A 14,735-nucleotide genomic window follows, 5' to 3' on the forward strand; every position below is an offset into this window, starting at 1 on the left:
TGGCTCACAAGGCCTGATGGGCTGAGCGAGGTTGATAGCGAATAAATTCAGACACTAACACCATCAATGCGATCCAGAGACCAAAGGTGCCCGCAATACCTAATAGCCCCTCTGGCCCCCAAGGCAGTTGGTAGAAATAAGTGCCCGCGCCGTATTTTGGGTCGGTTTGCGCTTGGATAAGTACAATCCAGCGAAATCCCCATGCCAGATGCACCGCCGTTAAACTGACGACTAATATCAATACCGAGGGGAGGCGGCGTACTGCCAGAACTAAGGCCAGCAGAGCTAGGGTGACTAAGACCCAGATGGCGGCGAGTTGCCAGCTTGGGCTGGTGTCTAATAACAGCGCAGCTTCGTGCGCCGAGCTTTTATCGAATAAGGCCCAGCCGATAAGACACAGGGCGAAGAGACCAAAGCTTGCCCTAACCCATTGCAACAACCTGTCTTGGGTGCTGGCTTGATAACCGTGCAAAACACGATTGAGCAGGGCGAGAGTACCGCAGGCGGCGAGCAGGGCACTGGTTGCCATCAATGGCGGCAACCAATAGGTATGCCAGAGCGGCCGTGCTTTAATCGCCATGGTTTCCATTCCGGTATAAAGCGCAATGGAACACGCACTTAATGTGGCGATTAGCGCAATGGGTTTCAGCCATTTATCACTGCTCCAATTGCCGAACCTGAGCCATTGACCGATACGGCTTAACCAATCCGCTTCTTGAGCAGAATTTGCCAGAGAAGAGTGTGCCTGAGGCAAGTAGGGCCGCAGTAACAACCAAGCAAACACTAGACTCGTGCCCGAAAATATCGGCAGTAAAAAAGCGCCGTACCACATCCACGAATGCGGTCTGATTTGGGCATAGAAATGCCATGCCCGCAGCGGTTGGTGCAGGTCAGCAAGTAGCGCAATAGGCGCGACTATGCCGGCGGTAAGCATCAAACAGGCGCAGAGTTTGAGCAGTCTGGCATCGGTTTGTTTCGCGCTAAATAAATGGATGGTCGCCACCCACACACTGGCATAGGCCAAACCCATCAGAAAAAAGTATTGCACCGCCCAAGGCAGCCAAGTGATGGCAATATCGGGGGTAAAGATTTCTTTAATGACCATGGTGGATCTCCTCGCCAGTGTCAGTCAGTAGGGTGCGAACGGGGGCTTGGCCGTTGATACGATCTTCAAAGGCGCTATTCATGCCGATATAAAATACTCTGGGGGCCGTATTGGCATCGGGCTTGAGTACCTTGATATCTGTCTTATTGGCTGTAAGTAACTGACTGATTTGACTATTAGGATCGTTCAGATCGCCAATCACCCTCGCTTCACCAACGCAGGTTTCGACACAGGCGGGCAGTAGTCCAGCTTCGAGCCTATGGGCGCAGAAGGTGCATTTATCGGCACTGTTGGTCTCATGGTTGATAAAGCGGGCATCGTAGGGGCAAGCCTGCACACAGTATCCGCAACCGACGCACCATTCGTTGTTGACGACCACAATGCCATCTGGGCGTTGGAAAGTGGCTCCCGTGGGACAAATAGGAATGCAAGGCGGGTTCTCACAGTGATTACACAGTCTTGGCAGCATTAAAAATGCGGGTAGCGTGGTAGCATCCTGTTGTGACACTTCGTATTGCTGTACCGTGGTACGAAATTGCCCCAAGGGTGGCAGGTTTTCGAAGGTGCACGCCACGGTGCAGGCTTGGCAACCAACGCAGCGGCGCAAATCGATGACCATACCGTAGCGTTTGCCTGTAGGTGCAGGTTCAGTCTGTTGTGCCTGCACTTGCACGACGGGAATGAGCGCGGCGCCGACACTCACGCTGGCCATTTTTCCGAGAAACTGACGTTTACTCTTGTCCATAGGATTTCCTTCACTCTTACAGATAAAACGGGTCGAAGACCGCGGGTTTAGCGTTAAGCGCATTCTGTAAAAGGGGAGGCGGCATCTCTATAGTGGTTTTCCACATATCGGATAGGGACTTGATCTAGCGCAATAAATATCAGTTAGAATGACCTTTAAGAGTTTAGGGGTTATTGTTTAGGATTGAATCTTAAAGCTTAGGAGAATGGATACAGTGTTGGGTTTTGTCGTATCAACCAATGGCTGGCGAATGGCGGTGAAACTCGTCATCGTATTGTTTAGCCTACTGAGTATCTCAGCCATGGCAGAAGTTTTGGCCACTCAAGATAAGACTGTAGGCGCATTAACTGTTGCTCCCGCGGGAGAGTTGATGGATGAAGCTGGCGCTAACTATCAAGTGGTCGATGTCGGCGTATTGGCTATACGGGGCTATAAGAGCACAGTCAATCGTTGGCAACCTTTGATGGGCTGGCTAGAGTCGCAAATACCTAACAGTTACTTTAGATTGCATCCCTTAAGCCTTGAAGAATTAGCCAAAGGCGTTGAAACCGAAGCTCTTGACTTTGTTATCACTAACCCTGGGCAGTCGGTGATGTTGGCGCGGCAATTTTCCCTGTCTTGGCTCGCTACCCTTCGAAGCCCAATCAATAATGGCGCTGCGATGCAGGTGGGGTCTGCGCTGGTGGTCAAAGCCGATTCGCCCTATCAGACCTTAAAAGATCTTAAGGACAAGCGACTCGGGATTGTCTCTAAAAATGCCTTCGGCGGTTATCTCACTTTAGTTTATGAGGCGCAGCTTAAGGGGGTAGATTTACCCCATTTTGTAGGAGAAATTATTCCCTTAGGTTTTCCACTCGATAACCTTATTTATCAGCTCGGTGCGACAGATAAGCCAAGCGATAAATCCCCCAGTTTAGATGCGGCAATTGTGCCCGTATGTCAGCTTGAGCAAATGCAGGCCGAAGGTTTGATCAAGCTGCAAAATTATCGGGTGCTCGATAATCAGGCGCCTGCGGGGTTTCATTGCCAAGTCTCGAGTCGGTTATATCCCAACTGGTCTATGGCTAAAACCAACCGTGCGACCCAATCCCTCGCAAAACAGGTGACTCAAGCCCTACTAGCATTACCCGAAGACAGCCCCGCCGCTAAAGCCGCCGAATCTGCGGGTTGGACCACGGCCGTGAGTCAACTGGCGATAGATCAACTGCTTAAAGATCTGGATATGCACCCACTGCAAGCCCCTTGGTGGCAGCGGGCATGGCAATGGGTAAAACTGCATCAACATTGGGCTTGGTTTGCGTTGACCATATTGGTATTGCTCAATGTCTACCATTTCTGGCTCGAATACCGCTTTAGCCGCCGCGGCCGAGAGTTAATCAATACCCAGAGGCAACTCAGTGAAAACCGTGCCCTGCTGGAGCACGCTCAGCGCATTGCGATTGCGGGGGAGCTTGGGGCGAGCCTCTCCCACGAACTCAACCAACCTTTGGCGGCGATTGGCCATTATTGCCATGGCGCCGAGGTACGTTTACAGCGTGGGACGAGTCCAGAAGAATTACAATCCGTGCTGACTTTAATCCAGCAAGAAGTCAGCCGCGCCGACAGTATTATCAGCCGTTTACGTAATTTATTGAAAAAGCGGCCTGTGTCTAAGCAGCCTCTGTATTTACATCAGTTAGTGAATGATACTGCGCCGCTGCTCGCCTATGAGCTGGAGCAGCACCATATCCAGCTTTCAACCAATGTGAGCGGCGAAGCCTATCAATTGCCTTTAGATGAAGTGGGCATGCAGCAACTATTGCTCAACCTGTTGAAAAATGCCGCCGATGCCTGTGTGCAACGCCAACAGAGCGAGGTCGATGCATCGAAACCCTATCAGCCCACGATTGATATCGATCTGCGTTACCAAGAACACAAGCTACTGCTCACGGTCACAGACAATGGCACAGGTTTAACTGAGGATGCCAATCTGCTGATGCAAGCCTTTTATTCGACTAAGTCCGAGGGCTTAGGGCTAGGGCTGGTGATTTGCCGTGATATCGCCGAGAGTCATGGTGGCCGTTTTAGCCTCGAAACCGCTTTAAGTGGCGGCTGCCAAGCGCAGGTAGCCTTACCCCGTAAGTTTGATGGAGCACCAGCATGAGCCACGAATTGCCCGTGTATTTAATCGATGATGATGAGTCGGTGCGCCGCTCGCTGCGGTTTATGCTCGAAAGCTATGGCTTGAATATCCGCGATTTTGACAGCGCCGAGGCATTTTTTGCCGCCATCGATTTAAGCCGGCCGGGCTGCGCCTTAGTCGATGTGCGTATGCCGGGCTTAAGTGGGCCGCAGTTACATGCGCAATTAGTGCAGCACAATAGTCCGCTGGCGGTAATTTATTTGACTGGCCATGGCGATGTGCCCATGGCGGTGGAGGCGCTAAAACGCGGGGCGGTGGATTTTTTCCAAAAGCCCGCCGATGGCGCTAAGCTCGCGGACGCTGTGGTAAAAGCCTTGGCGAATGCCAAGTCGCATTATCAAGATAACCAATATCTTCAGACTTATCAGTCGCTCACACCGCGGGAGCGGGAAATCCTTACCCTGATCGCCAAAGGCTATAAGAATCAGGAGATCGCCGATACGCTGTGCATCGCCATGCGTACGGTCGAAATTCACCGTGCGAACTTAATGAAAGGCATGCAGGTCAGCTCGCTCGCTGAGATGATGTTAATCTACGGCCGGATTGCCGATCGCCTTCCCCCCGCATAAAACTCCCCTTTGTTGGGGCGAATTGGCGTATCCTTGGCCGTTTGATGTGAGCTAACGCATTCAGCCCTAGGTGCTTAATTGCCAAGGCTCGACGATTGCCTTATTTTAGGGGCTTAATTTTAAGGCCACGATTTTTAACATCACCATGTTTGAAGTTCGATGCCGCTTTTGGATGACCTTATCGTTCGCTTTTACATAAGGTGCTCCCGTTTGGATAAGGAATGAAATGCCAAGCTTGATTCGTATTGTGCTGATTGATACGCACCTTCCGGGCGTTGTGGAACTCGCCCTCAATGGCCATACCAATATTTGTGGTACTAACGCCTCGGGTAAAACCACGCTACAACGTTTAGTGCCGGTATTTTATGGCGAATATCCTAGCCGCGTGGTGCCTTCAACCCGCGATAGTTTCGAGCGTTGGTACTTGCCACACGATTCAAGCTACATCATTTACGAATACCAAAAGGCCGATGGCTTGCTCTATCAAGCAGTGCTGGCGTCGGCGGGTGATGGCAAAGGCGTGAACTACCGCTTTATCGCCAAGGGTTTTGAGTTAAGTGATTATATTAAATCGCAAAATGGTGACACTATTTTATGTCATAACATGGCAGAACTTGGCCGTGATTTAAAACGCCAGGGCGTAGCTACCACCAACTTGCTTAACACCCGCGAATACCGCGCCATTATTCAAAACGACCGCACCCTGTTGAGTACGGGTAGCAACCGCAGCGAACTGCGAGCCTATGCGCGCCAATTTGCCCTGTGTGACGGCGAGCATTCACTGCGCCATATCGAAAAGCTCGCTAAAGCGGTGCACTCCAAAGAAGGCAAAATGGAAACGGTCAAATCCATGATCGCCGCCATTTTGGAAGAAGACGGGGTAAATCCACCTAGCTCACGCTTAAACCCACAGCGCGTCGAGGCGTGGATCCGCGAGAGCCAGTTAATCCAAGGCTTTGAAGTGATCCGCCCCGAGTTTGAAAAGCTCGAGCAGGAATTTAACCAATTACTCAGCGCCGAGATGCGTCTCTCGAGTCTGTCCCGTGGCTATCGCAATGATGAAACCCTAGAGGCCGATCGGTTAGAGATCCAACAAACCCTGTCTAAGGAGCTGAATTTAAAGCTTCGAATGTTGGACGACGAATGGAAAGAAGTGCGTGACGAGCTTAACCTCGACCTATCCGCCGCCAAGGGTGACGTAGCCAAGTGCGAGTACGAGTTAGATGCCATTGAAGATCAGCACGGCGCCTTTTTAGATGCCAATATCGAGCAAGCTAAGGCCGACCTGGATATGCTGCCAAACTGGCGCGCTGACATGGAAAACTTAAGCGAGCGCCATAAGTTACAAACCGAAAAACACCAAGATATTGAAGCGGCTTACAATGCCCGTCGCAGCAAAATTGGCGAGCAGTTAAACCGCGAGCTTGAAGGTTTGCACGCCGAACAGGACAAACAGCGCGAAGCGCGCGATAAGCAGCGTGAAGTGGCAAGAGCCGATCTCGATGCCCTCGAAGCCCAATGGCGCAGCCAAATGGATGCGGGCAAGGCGAGCTTTAGCGAGCAGGAATATCAATTCAAACTCAATGCCGCCGAGCTTAAGTTACGTGTCGATGGCGTAACCTACACCGAGGAAGAAAAGTTAAGCCTTGCGATTTTCGACGAGCGGATTCACCGCGCCGACGAAGAGCAAGAAAGCTGCAATGCCAAGGTGGAGCGCTTAACTAGCGATGAGCGTAAGCTGCGCGCCAAACGCGACCAAGCCAACGAAGCACTGCGTATCGCCAGCCTGCGGGTTAACGAGCGCCAAACTGCGCTCGATGAACTGCACCATATGCTGTTCCCGCAGTCCCATACTTTACTTGAGTTCCTGCGTAAGGAAGCCCAAGGTTGGGAGCAAAGTCTGGGTAAAGTGATTGCGCCAGAGTTACTGCATCGCACCGATTTACACCCAAGTGTGATGGGCGAGAGTGACACCCTGTTTGGGGTGCATTTGGATCTTAAAGCCATCGATGTGCCTGAATATGCAGCCTCCGAGCAGGAATTGCGTATTCGCTTGAGTAAGGCCGAAGAAGCGCTGCAAAGCGCGCAGGAATTACAGGCCGAGGCCGAATCACAGCTGGTGGCGATTAACGGTGAGCTGGATAAACTCAGCCGCGAACTGACCTTTGCTCGCACGGCTTACAAGAATAGCCGCGATGATTTACGTCGTCTGTTCGATGAAAAACGCGGTGAGCAGGACAAGATCAACAAGGCGCTGGCCGAGCGTAAAGCCTTTGCCCAGCAGCGCTTAACTCAGCTCGATGGCGAGTTAAAGCAGCTTAAGCATCAACATCAGCTCTGGCTCGAAGAGCAAAAAGAGCAGGCGCTCGAAGCGCGGATGGAAAAACAAGCCTACTGGCAGGAAGTCATTGGCGCGCTCGACAATCAACTCGGGCAAATTAAGGCCACTATCGATGCCCGCCGCGAAAGCGCTAAGGCCGAGCAAAAAGCCTGTGAAACCTGGTACAAAAACGAGCTTAAATCCCGCGGTGTGGATGAGGACAATATCCTTAAACTCAAGCAACAAATCCGTGAGCTTGAAACCAAAATCAGCCGCGCCGAGCAGCGTCGCAGCGAAGTATTGCGCTTTGACGATTGGTATCAACACACTTGGCTTATTCGTAAGCCCAAGCTGCAAACCCAGTTAAGTGACGTTAAACGCGCCGCCTCGGAAATCGACCAGCAGCTTAAAGCCAAGACTCAAGAAGTGAAGACCCGCCGTCAACAACTCGAGACCGAGCGCAAGGCCTCGGATGCGGCCCAGATTGAAGCCTCTGAAAACTTAACTAAACTGCGCGCCGTGATGCGTAAGTTGGCGGAGCTGAAACTGCCCGCCAACAATGAAGAAGCCCAAGGTAGCCTCGGCGAGCGTTTGCGTCAGGGCGAAGATTTACTGCTAAAACGCGATTATCTGATGGGCTCGGTTAAGCAATATGTGGAGCATTTCGACTCTGTGATTGCCAGCAAGTCAGGTTCAGGCTTAGCCGAAACCTGGGAGCGTGCCCGCGAAGAGTCGAGCTTTATCAACGACAAAGGTATTCGTCTGCTGGATTACCGCAAGCTTGTGCCGCAGCTTGAACAGCTACTCAATGTTATTGTGCCGCAATCCATTATGGCGCTGCGTGAACAGGGGCGGATCTTCGGTGTTGATTTAACCGCCTTTTACGATGTGCTTGCCGATATCGACCGTCGTATCGCTTCGCAAAGTGCGCGCATTACCCGCGAAGTGGGCGAGGAGTTATTCCTCGATGGCGTGTCCGAATCTGCGGTTCGTATTCGTTCTAAGATCAGTGAATTAGAGTTTTGGCCCGAGCTTGAGCAGTTTGTTAAAGCCTTCAAAAATTGGAAAGCCGACGGCTTTAATGGCTTACCCGATGAGGAATACACCAACAGCATGCGCCGCGCCTTGGATATTATTGGCCGCGCGGCCTTAACTGGCGGCATTTCAAAGCTGCTTGAAATCGAGCTGCGCCTCAAAGAGGGTAATAGCGATTTGATTATCCGCACCGACAGACAGCTGAACGAATCCTCGAGCCACGGCATGGCTTACCTGATTTTATGTAAGTTCCTGTTGGCATTTACGCGCTTGCTACGTGGCCGTGCCGATGTGACCATTCACTGGCCAATTGACGAGCTGGGCACGCTGCACCACACCAACGTGAAGAAGATTTTCGATGCCTGTGGTAACAACAATATCAGCGTGTTAGGCGCCTTCCCGAACCCAGAGTCAGAAGTGCTGAACCTGTTTGAGCACCGTTACATTATTAATAAACAAACTAAGAAGTTGCAGGTGGTGAAGCCCAAAGCCAATCCGATTGCCGATTTGTTGAGTAAACGCCTGAGCAAGGAGGCCATCTAATGAGTGCCATGAATGAGTCAAACCAAACCGTCTTAGTCGGCACGGGCGCCATTATCGAACTCTTGCTCAAGGGCGAATTTATTTGCCGCACCACCAATGAAGATGGCTGGCGCGCATTGAAAAATAACAGCACCCGCGAGCGGGTCGAGGCTTATCTAAATCAAATCAACCGCACCGTGGCCTCGGCCGCCGAGGGTGATGTGTTTTTCTGTGGTTATTTGCAGTTAGGCGAGAGCGAGCGCAAGGTGATTTCATCGCAGTTTAAGGATATTTGTCAGGCACTTATTCCTATGGTGGAGTGGCTGGTATTAGTGCAGGAAGCCAGCGGCCAAGATGCCCCCTTAAGCGAAGGTGCGCCAGTACGGTTAACCGAGCTGCAAAGCCGAATTGAAGATACGCCCGCGTTTCGTGAGCAGTTGGCCAAACTCAGCCAATACCGCTTATTCGGCTCAACCAGTACCAATAGTGATGCGCAAATTAAGTTAGTGTTCAAACGCTTAGTGGAGCTTGGCTATCTGGTGCGCCCCAACGTTGAAAAGCAAATTTATATCGCGACGGGCAAGCTGGATTATCTGTACGAAGTGATCCGTTTTATTGACGAAACTGAAGGCCTAAGCCTAGAGGCGCAGGCGGAAACGGCGACCCAGCGGGATTTACTATGATGCTTTGGACAATCATCTGCGGTGTAAACCAAGGAGGCCGTGATGAGCAGTAACTTACATCAGGCTGGGGTTAAGCTACTCAAGCAGTTAGGCCGCCATGCTGACATCATTATGGACGCCTATTTAGCGGGCTCGCTCAATGAAGATGCCCATGATCCCGCCGTGGTTGAAAAACTCAAACAGGCAGGGATTTTATGGCGCCCAGAGCCAGACCAAGAGCTGCGCCTTAAACGCTCGGTGCGCGCCTTGCTCGAAGAAGGCTTAAGTGATGAGCGCAATCGCCAAATCGACTCCAATGTCGGCTCGGCGCTCGCCACCATTAAAACCTTGGCCGACCACTATAAAGAGGCGCGCCATAGCTCAGATTACAGCGCTGCCGAGGCGTATCTGTCTGATTTAAGTGAGCATGTGTATAGCTTTGCCGACAGTTTGCGCTATTCGATCCGCGTGTTGTGGGGGCGCATCAACAACGAGTTCGGTTATGTCGGTACCATTAACGCTAAGATCCGCGAAAACGAACTCGCCCAGAGCCAAGTGTCTGAATTGCTCAATGGTTTGGAGATGTTCCAGTTTAGCGAATTAGGCGAAATCGCCGGTGATATTCGTGAGCTGCGTAAGCTGCTTGTGACCACCTTGCAGGAAACCATGAGCGACTGCGCCCAGGAGCTCAGTGTGGTGCAGGGACGGTTGCTGGAACTTCTCGGTCGCTTTAGGCAAATTCGTGGTCGTACCCGCTTGCTTAAGGGCTGGTTACTGTACACCGATTTGCATCCGGATTACCGCCCTGCGGACCATGTGTCCCACAAGGAAATCCCGAGTCTTTTCAATCGCGCCGAAGTGTTATTGGCACCAGCGTCTGTGGATGTGCATAACGCCAGCCAAGAGCTTGAGTTGATGAATATCGTCGCCCATATCAAGTCGATTAGTCGTCAGGGCGTGATAGAAACTGTACGCGAGCATGATGTCAGTGTATCGCTTACCCAAAGCGAAGACTTTGATATTCCTGATAATCCACTCAAGCAAGCGGTCGATACTTACTTTGTCGATGTGATTGAGTCGGGCTTACGTCAATCGGCGCTCGATTACTTAGTCGAAAAAGCCCTGCCGTGGGATGCCGAAAGCTGGATTTATCAAGTGATTGGCGGCTACGAAGGCCTGCCCGATGAGCATAAGGCTTACTTCGAGTTAGAGCCCTTAGGCGAACCTCACCCCATCTACAGCGGTAACTTTATTATCCGCGATGTGGAATTATGGCTCGCCTAGGTAAGCAGCAGTTGCAACTCTTGGAGAGCGTTTATCTTAATCGCGCTCCAAGGGTAAAACTTAGCCCGAATTGGCGAACGATTTACCGCGAGTTAGAAGTAGGCGAGCTGGATGGTGCGGAAAAATATTTGTGTTTTGCGCCACGGGATTTTGAGTTGCTGCGCCAAGGCGTATTGGCAAAAGAGGGCGTGGATTTACAGGCACTGGACTTTAATCTAGACCGCATCACCATGTCCGCCCAAAGCCAGAATGAGAAGCTGGCGAACATCCGCCCCGAAGCCGAGTATGTTTTGTTGAAGTATCTCGGTTTTGAATCGCCACCCTTGGGGATGTCTGCACGGGCCTCATTACGTACTCCCTTAGATGAGGCGCAAATCCATTGCGATGAGCTTGATGTTAACGCCATCTTAGTGGTTGAAAACCTAGATATATTCGATGCAATAACCCAAGCGCGCTTACCTGCCGAACTTAGCCGCATTATGGTGATTTACCGTGGCAGCGGCCACCATTCCCCCATCGGTGTGCGGCAGTTTTTACAGGCGATGGCGGGTAAAATGCCGATTATTGCCTTTACCGATCTCGACCCCGCAGGGCTGCAAATTGCCCATACCTTAACGGGCATGACCCATTGTATCGTGCCGCAGTTAGCGCTTTTTGCGCCCAGCGAGTTACTCGCTATCCCACAGATTAATTCCGCTGATGACTTTGCCAAGCAAGCGCCTCAGGCTAAATATTTACAGTCAGCCGACTTAAAAAATTGGCAGCAATTAAGCCGTTGGTTAATTCAGCAACGCATTAGCATTAAACATGTAACCGACCTAGTGATGTGAGAAATCGAGATTAGCCGGGAATGGCTGAAATCACGTGAGCAATTCCCTTTGTTTATGCGGGTTTGACGGGTGTTTAACGAGGCTTTAAAAGATTGGCTAGCTAAATGAGAAATTGAGATGGCGTGCATTCATAATTAGCTGCACGCCGCCTATATGAGAATTACTTCACGTCCTTACCTATCCACACAACCTTGCCCACCACACTCAGTAGACCAAGTTCCGCAACAGGCACTCGCTGCTCTCTATACTCTTTATTGTCGCTAATGATCGTGATGCTGCCATCGATATGGACTTGAACACGCTTAGCAAACAAATCATCCCCAATGCGCAGGACAAAAATACTGCCGTCAGAAAGATTTGCGTCAGTGATATCCACTAGGATCGAGTCACCAGAATGGATCGTTGGTTCCATTGAGTCACCCTTCGCGAAAACCACCCGCAGGTTTTCAGGCTGTAACCCTCGGTAACGCAACCATTTCGATCTAAAGGCTAGCTTGCGCCTTACTCGTTCATTATCCCACTGTGCACCATGGCCTGTACTCACTTGAGTATGGTACCCATCGATAAGTGCATATTCTTCTGAGAACTCTTCAGTCTTACAAATCACACTTTCATATGCCGCAGTTTCGCCTGGGAATTTTGGGCCTTCACCAGTGCATAGCCATTCGAGATTGACATTATAACGGCGAGCAATACGAACCATCTTATCAAACGAGGGCATAGTCGACTGAGTAAACCACTTACGAACACCGCCTTCTGAGGTGTCGATAGCATTGGCAAATGCTCTGAGGCTTTCGTCGCCCATCAGTTCTTTAAGACGCTCTCCAAAGCTTTCTATTCCAGCCGACGGAAAAGAAAGTGCACTTTCTTTTTTAGTGTTCACTTTAAATTTAAATAAAGCGCTTTTCTATCAACGCCTTACCCTCTGTGGCCAATGGGCCGTTAAATAATTCAAAAGAAAGTTACTAAAAGACGTTGAAATGCGTCTTTTAGTATCGTATCGTTCTTATATCGCGCATTTGGCAAGTTGCGCAATGCGCGAGTAATCATGTTAACACGGAAAAATACCATGAAAATAGAGAATGCCAATCACATCCATGCAGCGCTAAGAGCGCAAGGGCTAACAAGCCGTGCATGGGCTGTCTCTAAAGGCTTCAATCCGAGAACCGTTCAGGACTGCATCAAGATGTTTGCACCCTGTAAACAGCGTAAACCAAAACGCGCTTTATCTCGCAAGATAATTGAAGAAATCAGCAAAACCATTGGCTGCGACTTGTTGAGGGAAGAACATGAATAAAGCATGGTTCAGCCCCCAAGAGCTTCTGCAATTACCTGGCATGCCCACAACCGTTCAGGGTATCAGGTTTAAAGCAAAGACAGAAAGCTGGGAGTCCAGAAAGAAAGAGGGTAGCAAAGGATTTGAATACCATCTTGGTAGCCTTCCACCTATCACTCAGGCGCATCTTCGTCAGCAAGCCGTAAAAAATACGACAAGCCGAGAAGTCGCAGCCGCACGCCAATTGATAGCAACGCCAGCAAGTCAGCTGGTTAAAAAAACGGAATTACAACAGCAATTTTTAACGCTGCCTAAAGCGAAACAACAAGTCGCGATGGAGCGCCTGCAGCTACTCAATGATATGGCAAATTTCATCACACCCTTTGTTGAAGCTGGTCGCCGCACCGAAGGTGTCATGGTATTCGCTAAGCAGTGCAATCAATCAAAAGCCACCCTATATCGCTGGCAAAAAGCCTATGACGAAAAAGGATTAATGGGCCTGGTCGATACTCGGGGCGGTGCGCAAGTCAGCGTGATGGAAGAGCAAAAAGACCTGCAACAATTCTTAATTGCTTTAGTCACGGGCAAGCCGCATTTGCTCGAAAAATACAAAGTCCAGCAGCAAGAAGCACAAAAGAAAGCCGCAGAACATGGCTGGATTGTCCCTTCAATTGGCTCAATCCGTCGTTGGATACGTCGCTGGCATAGCGACAACATCGCCGCGTTTACCGCGCTAACCAATCCCGATGCGTACAATAATTCGCACCGCCCACTCTACGGCACTATGTACCCATGGCTCAGTGGCCCTAATCAAGTTTGGGAGTTCGACAGCACACCAACGGATGTCATGCTTAATGCCCACGGCAAACTGCGTCGTTATGCCGTTGTGGCCGCGGTTGATGTGTATACCCGCCGCCCCATGGTTTTAGTCACTCCAACTTCTAACGCCGAAGGCATCTGCCTATTACTGCGTCGCTGCCTACTCAACTGGGGCATGCTGGAAGCTGATGGGGTAGCGCGTACCGACAACGGTACTGACTACGTCAGCCTAAGAGTGAGTGGCATTTTCGATATCTTAGGTATCGACCAATCCCGCACCCGCCCATTTAGTGGATGGGAAAAGCCCTATATCGAGCGTTTCTTCGGCACATTAAGCCGCGCCCTGTTTGAGTTATTGCCTGCTTATATTGGCCATAACGTCAGTGATCGTCAGCAAATCGAATCTGCCAAAGCCTTTGCCCAACGGATTGGCGGCAAAAACAAGGCCGCCAATAAAGAAGAAGCTTTATCAGTGGCCATGACGCCAGAAGCACTGCAAAAGATGATCGATGACTGGATTCAATATGACTACATGCACCAGGTGCATGAAGGCTTTAAAGGCGCGTTAAAAGGCAAAACGCCCTTTACCGTCATGAGCGAAAGCGCCTATGTCGCTAACCGTGTCGCTAATCCCCATGCCCTCGACTTATTACTTAACCATGTCGGCGATGCCACTGTGATTCGCGGTAGCGTGAGTGCAGGCAATATCCGCTATACCGCCCCCGAACTTCAAGAAAGTCTCTGGGACAGAAAACGGGTGCGCGTATTCCTCGATCCTTCCGATGTGGGCCGCGCAACCTTATATGCCCTTGATAACTGGCAGCAATGCGTCGATGCGGTGAATTTAGATCTGATTGGTCGTGATATCGATCCGGCAGCTTTCCGCAAAGCTCGCAATGAAGATAAGAAAGTCCTCGCCAGTTTCCGCCGTGCAGCACGGGAGCTACAAGAAAAATTTGGCATCGATACCTTGGCTGCCGAAGGCTTGGCCAAAGCCGCAGCCGAACGTGGCAGCCTAACCAGTTTTGCCCCTAAACCAACTACCACCGATAACCCCGCACTGGCGGCACTTGCACAAGTAAATAGCCAAGCCAGCAGCGATAGCGATCAGCAACTCGCCAGCTTAAGCCACCAAGCTCAAGCCATTAGCGAGGCAGCCCAAAGGGTTAACCAAAACCACGCTACGGTCATGCGCACCGAACACGAAAAAGCCGAAGAGTTAACCCTAGCAACGCTTGAGCGTGAGCTAAGTGAGCGTGAAAAGTTATGGCTTAAAGAATATCGCCTCAAATACCGCATGTTTGCCGCAAGGCTCGACAGGCAATTAGAGGCTGTAAAAAAAGCCGCCAAGTAGGATTGGCGGCTTTGGGAAGGGACGAGAGAGTC

General features: G+C 50.8%; 11 protein-coding genes. 8 read left to right on the forward strand and 3 right to left on the reverse strand.

The window, feature by feature from the left end:
• Positions 1-4: 4 nt before the first annotated feature.
• Together nrfD and dsrO are read right to left on the reverse strand one after the other, a co-directional pair.
• A complete protein-coding gene (gene nrfD / locus JM642_RS03230; protein WP_203432753.1) occupies positions 5-1,105 on the reverse strand; it encodes an NrfD/PsrC family molybdoenzyme membrane anchor subunit in 1,101 nt (366 codons plus the stop codon).
• The gene (gene dsrO, locus JM642_RS03235; protein WP_203432755.1) at positions 1,095-1,850 is read right to left on the reverse strand and encodes a sulfate reduction electron transfer complex DsrMKJOP subunit DsrO; all 756 of its coding nucleotides are present in this window, start codon (positions 1,848-1,850) and stop codon (positions 1,095-1,097) included. Before dsrO ends, nrfD begins: the two co-directional genes overlap by 11 nt.
• Before the next feature lie 205 nt (positions 1,851-2,055).
• Between dsrO and JM642_RS03240 the strand changes: the two genes are divergently transcribed.
• The 6 genes from JM642_RS03240 (at position 2,056) to JM642_RS03265 (ending at position 11,254) form a co-directional block, all read left to right on the forward strand.
• Entirely contained in the window at positions 2,056-3,993 is a 1,938-nt protein-coding gene (locus JM642_RS03240; RefSeq protein ID WP_203432757.1) for a PhnD/SsuA/transferrin family substrate-binding protein, read from the forward strand.
• On the forward strand, positions 3,990-4,601 hold the full coding sequence (locus tag JM642_RS03245) for a response regulator (RefSeq protein ID WP_203432759.1): 612 nt from the start codon (positions 3,990-3,992) through the stop codon (positions 4,599-4,601). Before JM642_RS03240 ends, JM642_RS03245 begins: the two co-directional genes overlap by 4 nt.
• A 226-nt stretch (positions 4,602-4,827) precedes the next feature.
• Positions 4,828-8,499, forward strand: coding sequence for an ATP-binding protein (locus JM642_RS03250; RefSeq protein ID WP_203432761.1), 3,672 nt, complete (start codon positions 4,828-4,830; stop codon positions 8,497-8,499).
• Between the two features lie 8 nt (positions 8,500-8,507).
• The gene (locus JM642_RS03255) at positions 8,508-9,161 is read left to right on the forward strand and encodes a hypothetical protein (protein WP_037422308.1); all 654 of its coding nucleotides are present in this window, start codon (positions 8,508-8,510) and stop codon (positions 9,159-9,161) included.
• 42 nt (positions 9,162-9,203) lie between these two features.
• Positions 9,204-10,424 (forward strand): phosphoenolpyruvate carboxylase, encoded by a 1,221-nt coding sequence (locus tag JM642_RS03260; protein WP_144344877.1) that lies wholly within the window; start codon positions 9,204-9,206, stop codon positions 10,422-10,424.
• A complete protein-coding gene (locus tag JM642_RS03265) occupies positions 10,412-11,254 on the forward strand; it encodes a hypothetical protein (RefSeq protein ID WP_203432763.1) in 843 nt (280 codons plus the stop codon). The genes JM642_RS03260 and JM642_RS03265 overlap by 13 nt, the downstream gene beginning before the upstream one ends.
• Positions 11,255-11,414: 160 nt before the next feature.
• Here JM642_RS03265 and JM642_RS03270 read toward each other — a convergent pair whose 3' ends face one another.
• The gene (locus JM642_RS03270; protein WP_011070966.1) at positions 11,415-12,137 is read right to left on the reverse strand and encodes an XRE family transcriptional regulator; all 723 of its coding nucleotides are present in this window, start codon (positions 12,135-12,137) and stop codon (positions 11,415-11,417) included.
• A 186-nt stretch (positions 12,138-12,323) separates the two neighbouring features.
• Between JM642_RS03270 and JM642_RS03275 the strand changes: the two genes are divergently transcribed.
• Both JM642_RS03275 and JM642_RS03280 read left to right on the forward strand, forming a co-directional pair.
• Positions 12,324-12,551: a Mu phage regulator Ner gene (locus JM642_RS03275; protein WP_011070967.1), complete on the forward strand. Its 228-nt coding sequence runs from the start codon at positions 12,324-12,326 to the stop codon at positions 12,549-12,551.
• On the forward strand, positions 12,544-14,703 hold the full coding sequence (locus tag JM642_RS03280; protein WP_203432765.1) for a DNA-binding protein: 2,160 nt from the start codon (positions 12,544-12,546) through the stop codon (positions 14,701-14,703). The genes JM642_RS03275 and JM642_RS03280 overlap by 8 nt, the downstream gene beginning before the upstream one ends.
• Positions 14,704-14,735: the final 32 nt, after the last annotated feature.

It is taken from the genome of Shewanella sp. LZH-2 (genome assembly GCF_016859145.1).
GTDB lineage: Bacteria > Pseudomonadota > Gammaproteobacteria > Enterobacterales > Shewanellaceae > Shewanella > Shewanella xiamenensis.

What these genes read in the sequence shown, in the direction of transcription:
- JM642_RS03250 (WP_203432761.1), top strand. Translation starts at nt 4,828, where the DNA reads ATGCCAAGCTTGATTCGTATTGTGCTGATTGATACGCACCTTCCGGGC.
- JM642_RS03260 (WP_144344877.1), top strand. Translation starts at nt 9,204, where the DNA reads ATGAGCAGTAACTTACATCAGGCTGGGGTTAAGCTACTCAAGCAGTTA.
- dsrO (WP_203432755.1), bottom strand. Translation starts at nt 1,850, where the DNA reads ATGGACAAGAGTAAACGTCAGTTTCTCGGAAAAATGGCCAGCGTGAGT.
- JM642_RS03245 (WP_203432759.1), top strand. Translation starts at nt 3,990, where the DNA reads ATGAGCCACGAATTGCCCGTGTATTTAATCGATGATGATGAGTCGGTG.
- JM642_RS03255 (WP_037422308.1), top strand. Translation starts at nt 8,508, where the DNA reads ATGAATGAGTCAAACCAAACCGTCTTAGTCGGCACGGGCGCCATTATC.
- JM642_RS03280 (WP_203432765.1), top strand. Translation starts at nt 12,544, where the DNA reads ATGAATAAAGCATGGTTCAGCCCCCAAGAGCTTCTGCAATTACCTGGC.
- JM642_RS03265 (WP_203432763.1), top strand. Translation starts at nt 10,412, where the DNA reads ATGGCTCGCCTAGGTAAGCAGCAGTTGCAACTCTTGGAGAGCGTTTAT.
- nrfD (WP_203432753.1), bottom strand. Translation starts at nt 1,105, where the DNA reads ATGGTCATTAAAGAAATCTTTACCCCCGATATTGCCATCACTTGGCTG.
- JM642_RS03240 (WP_203432757.1), top strand. Translation starts at nt 2,056, where the DNA reads ATGGATACAGTGTTGGGTTTTGTCGTATCAACCAATGGCTGGCGAATG.
- JM642_RS03275 (WP_011070967.1), top strand. Translation starts at nt 12,324, where the DNA reads ATGAAAATAGAGAATGCCAATCACATCCATGCAGCGCTAAGAGCGCAA.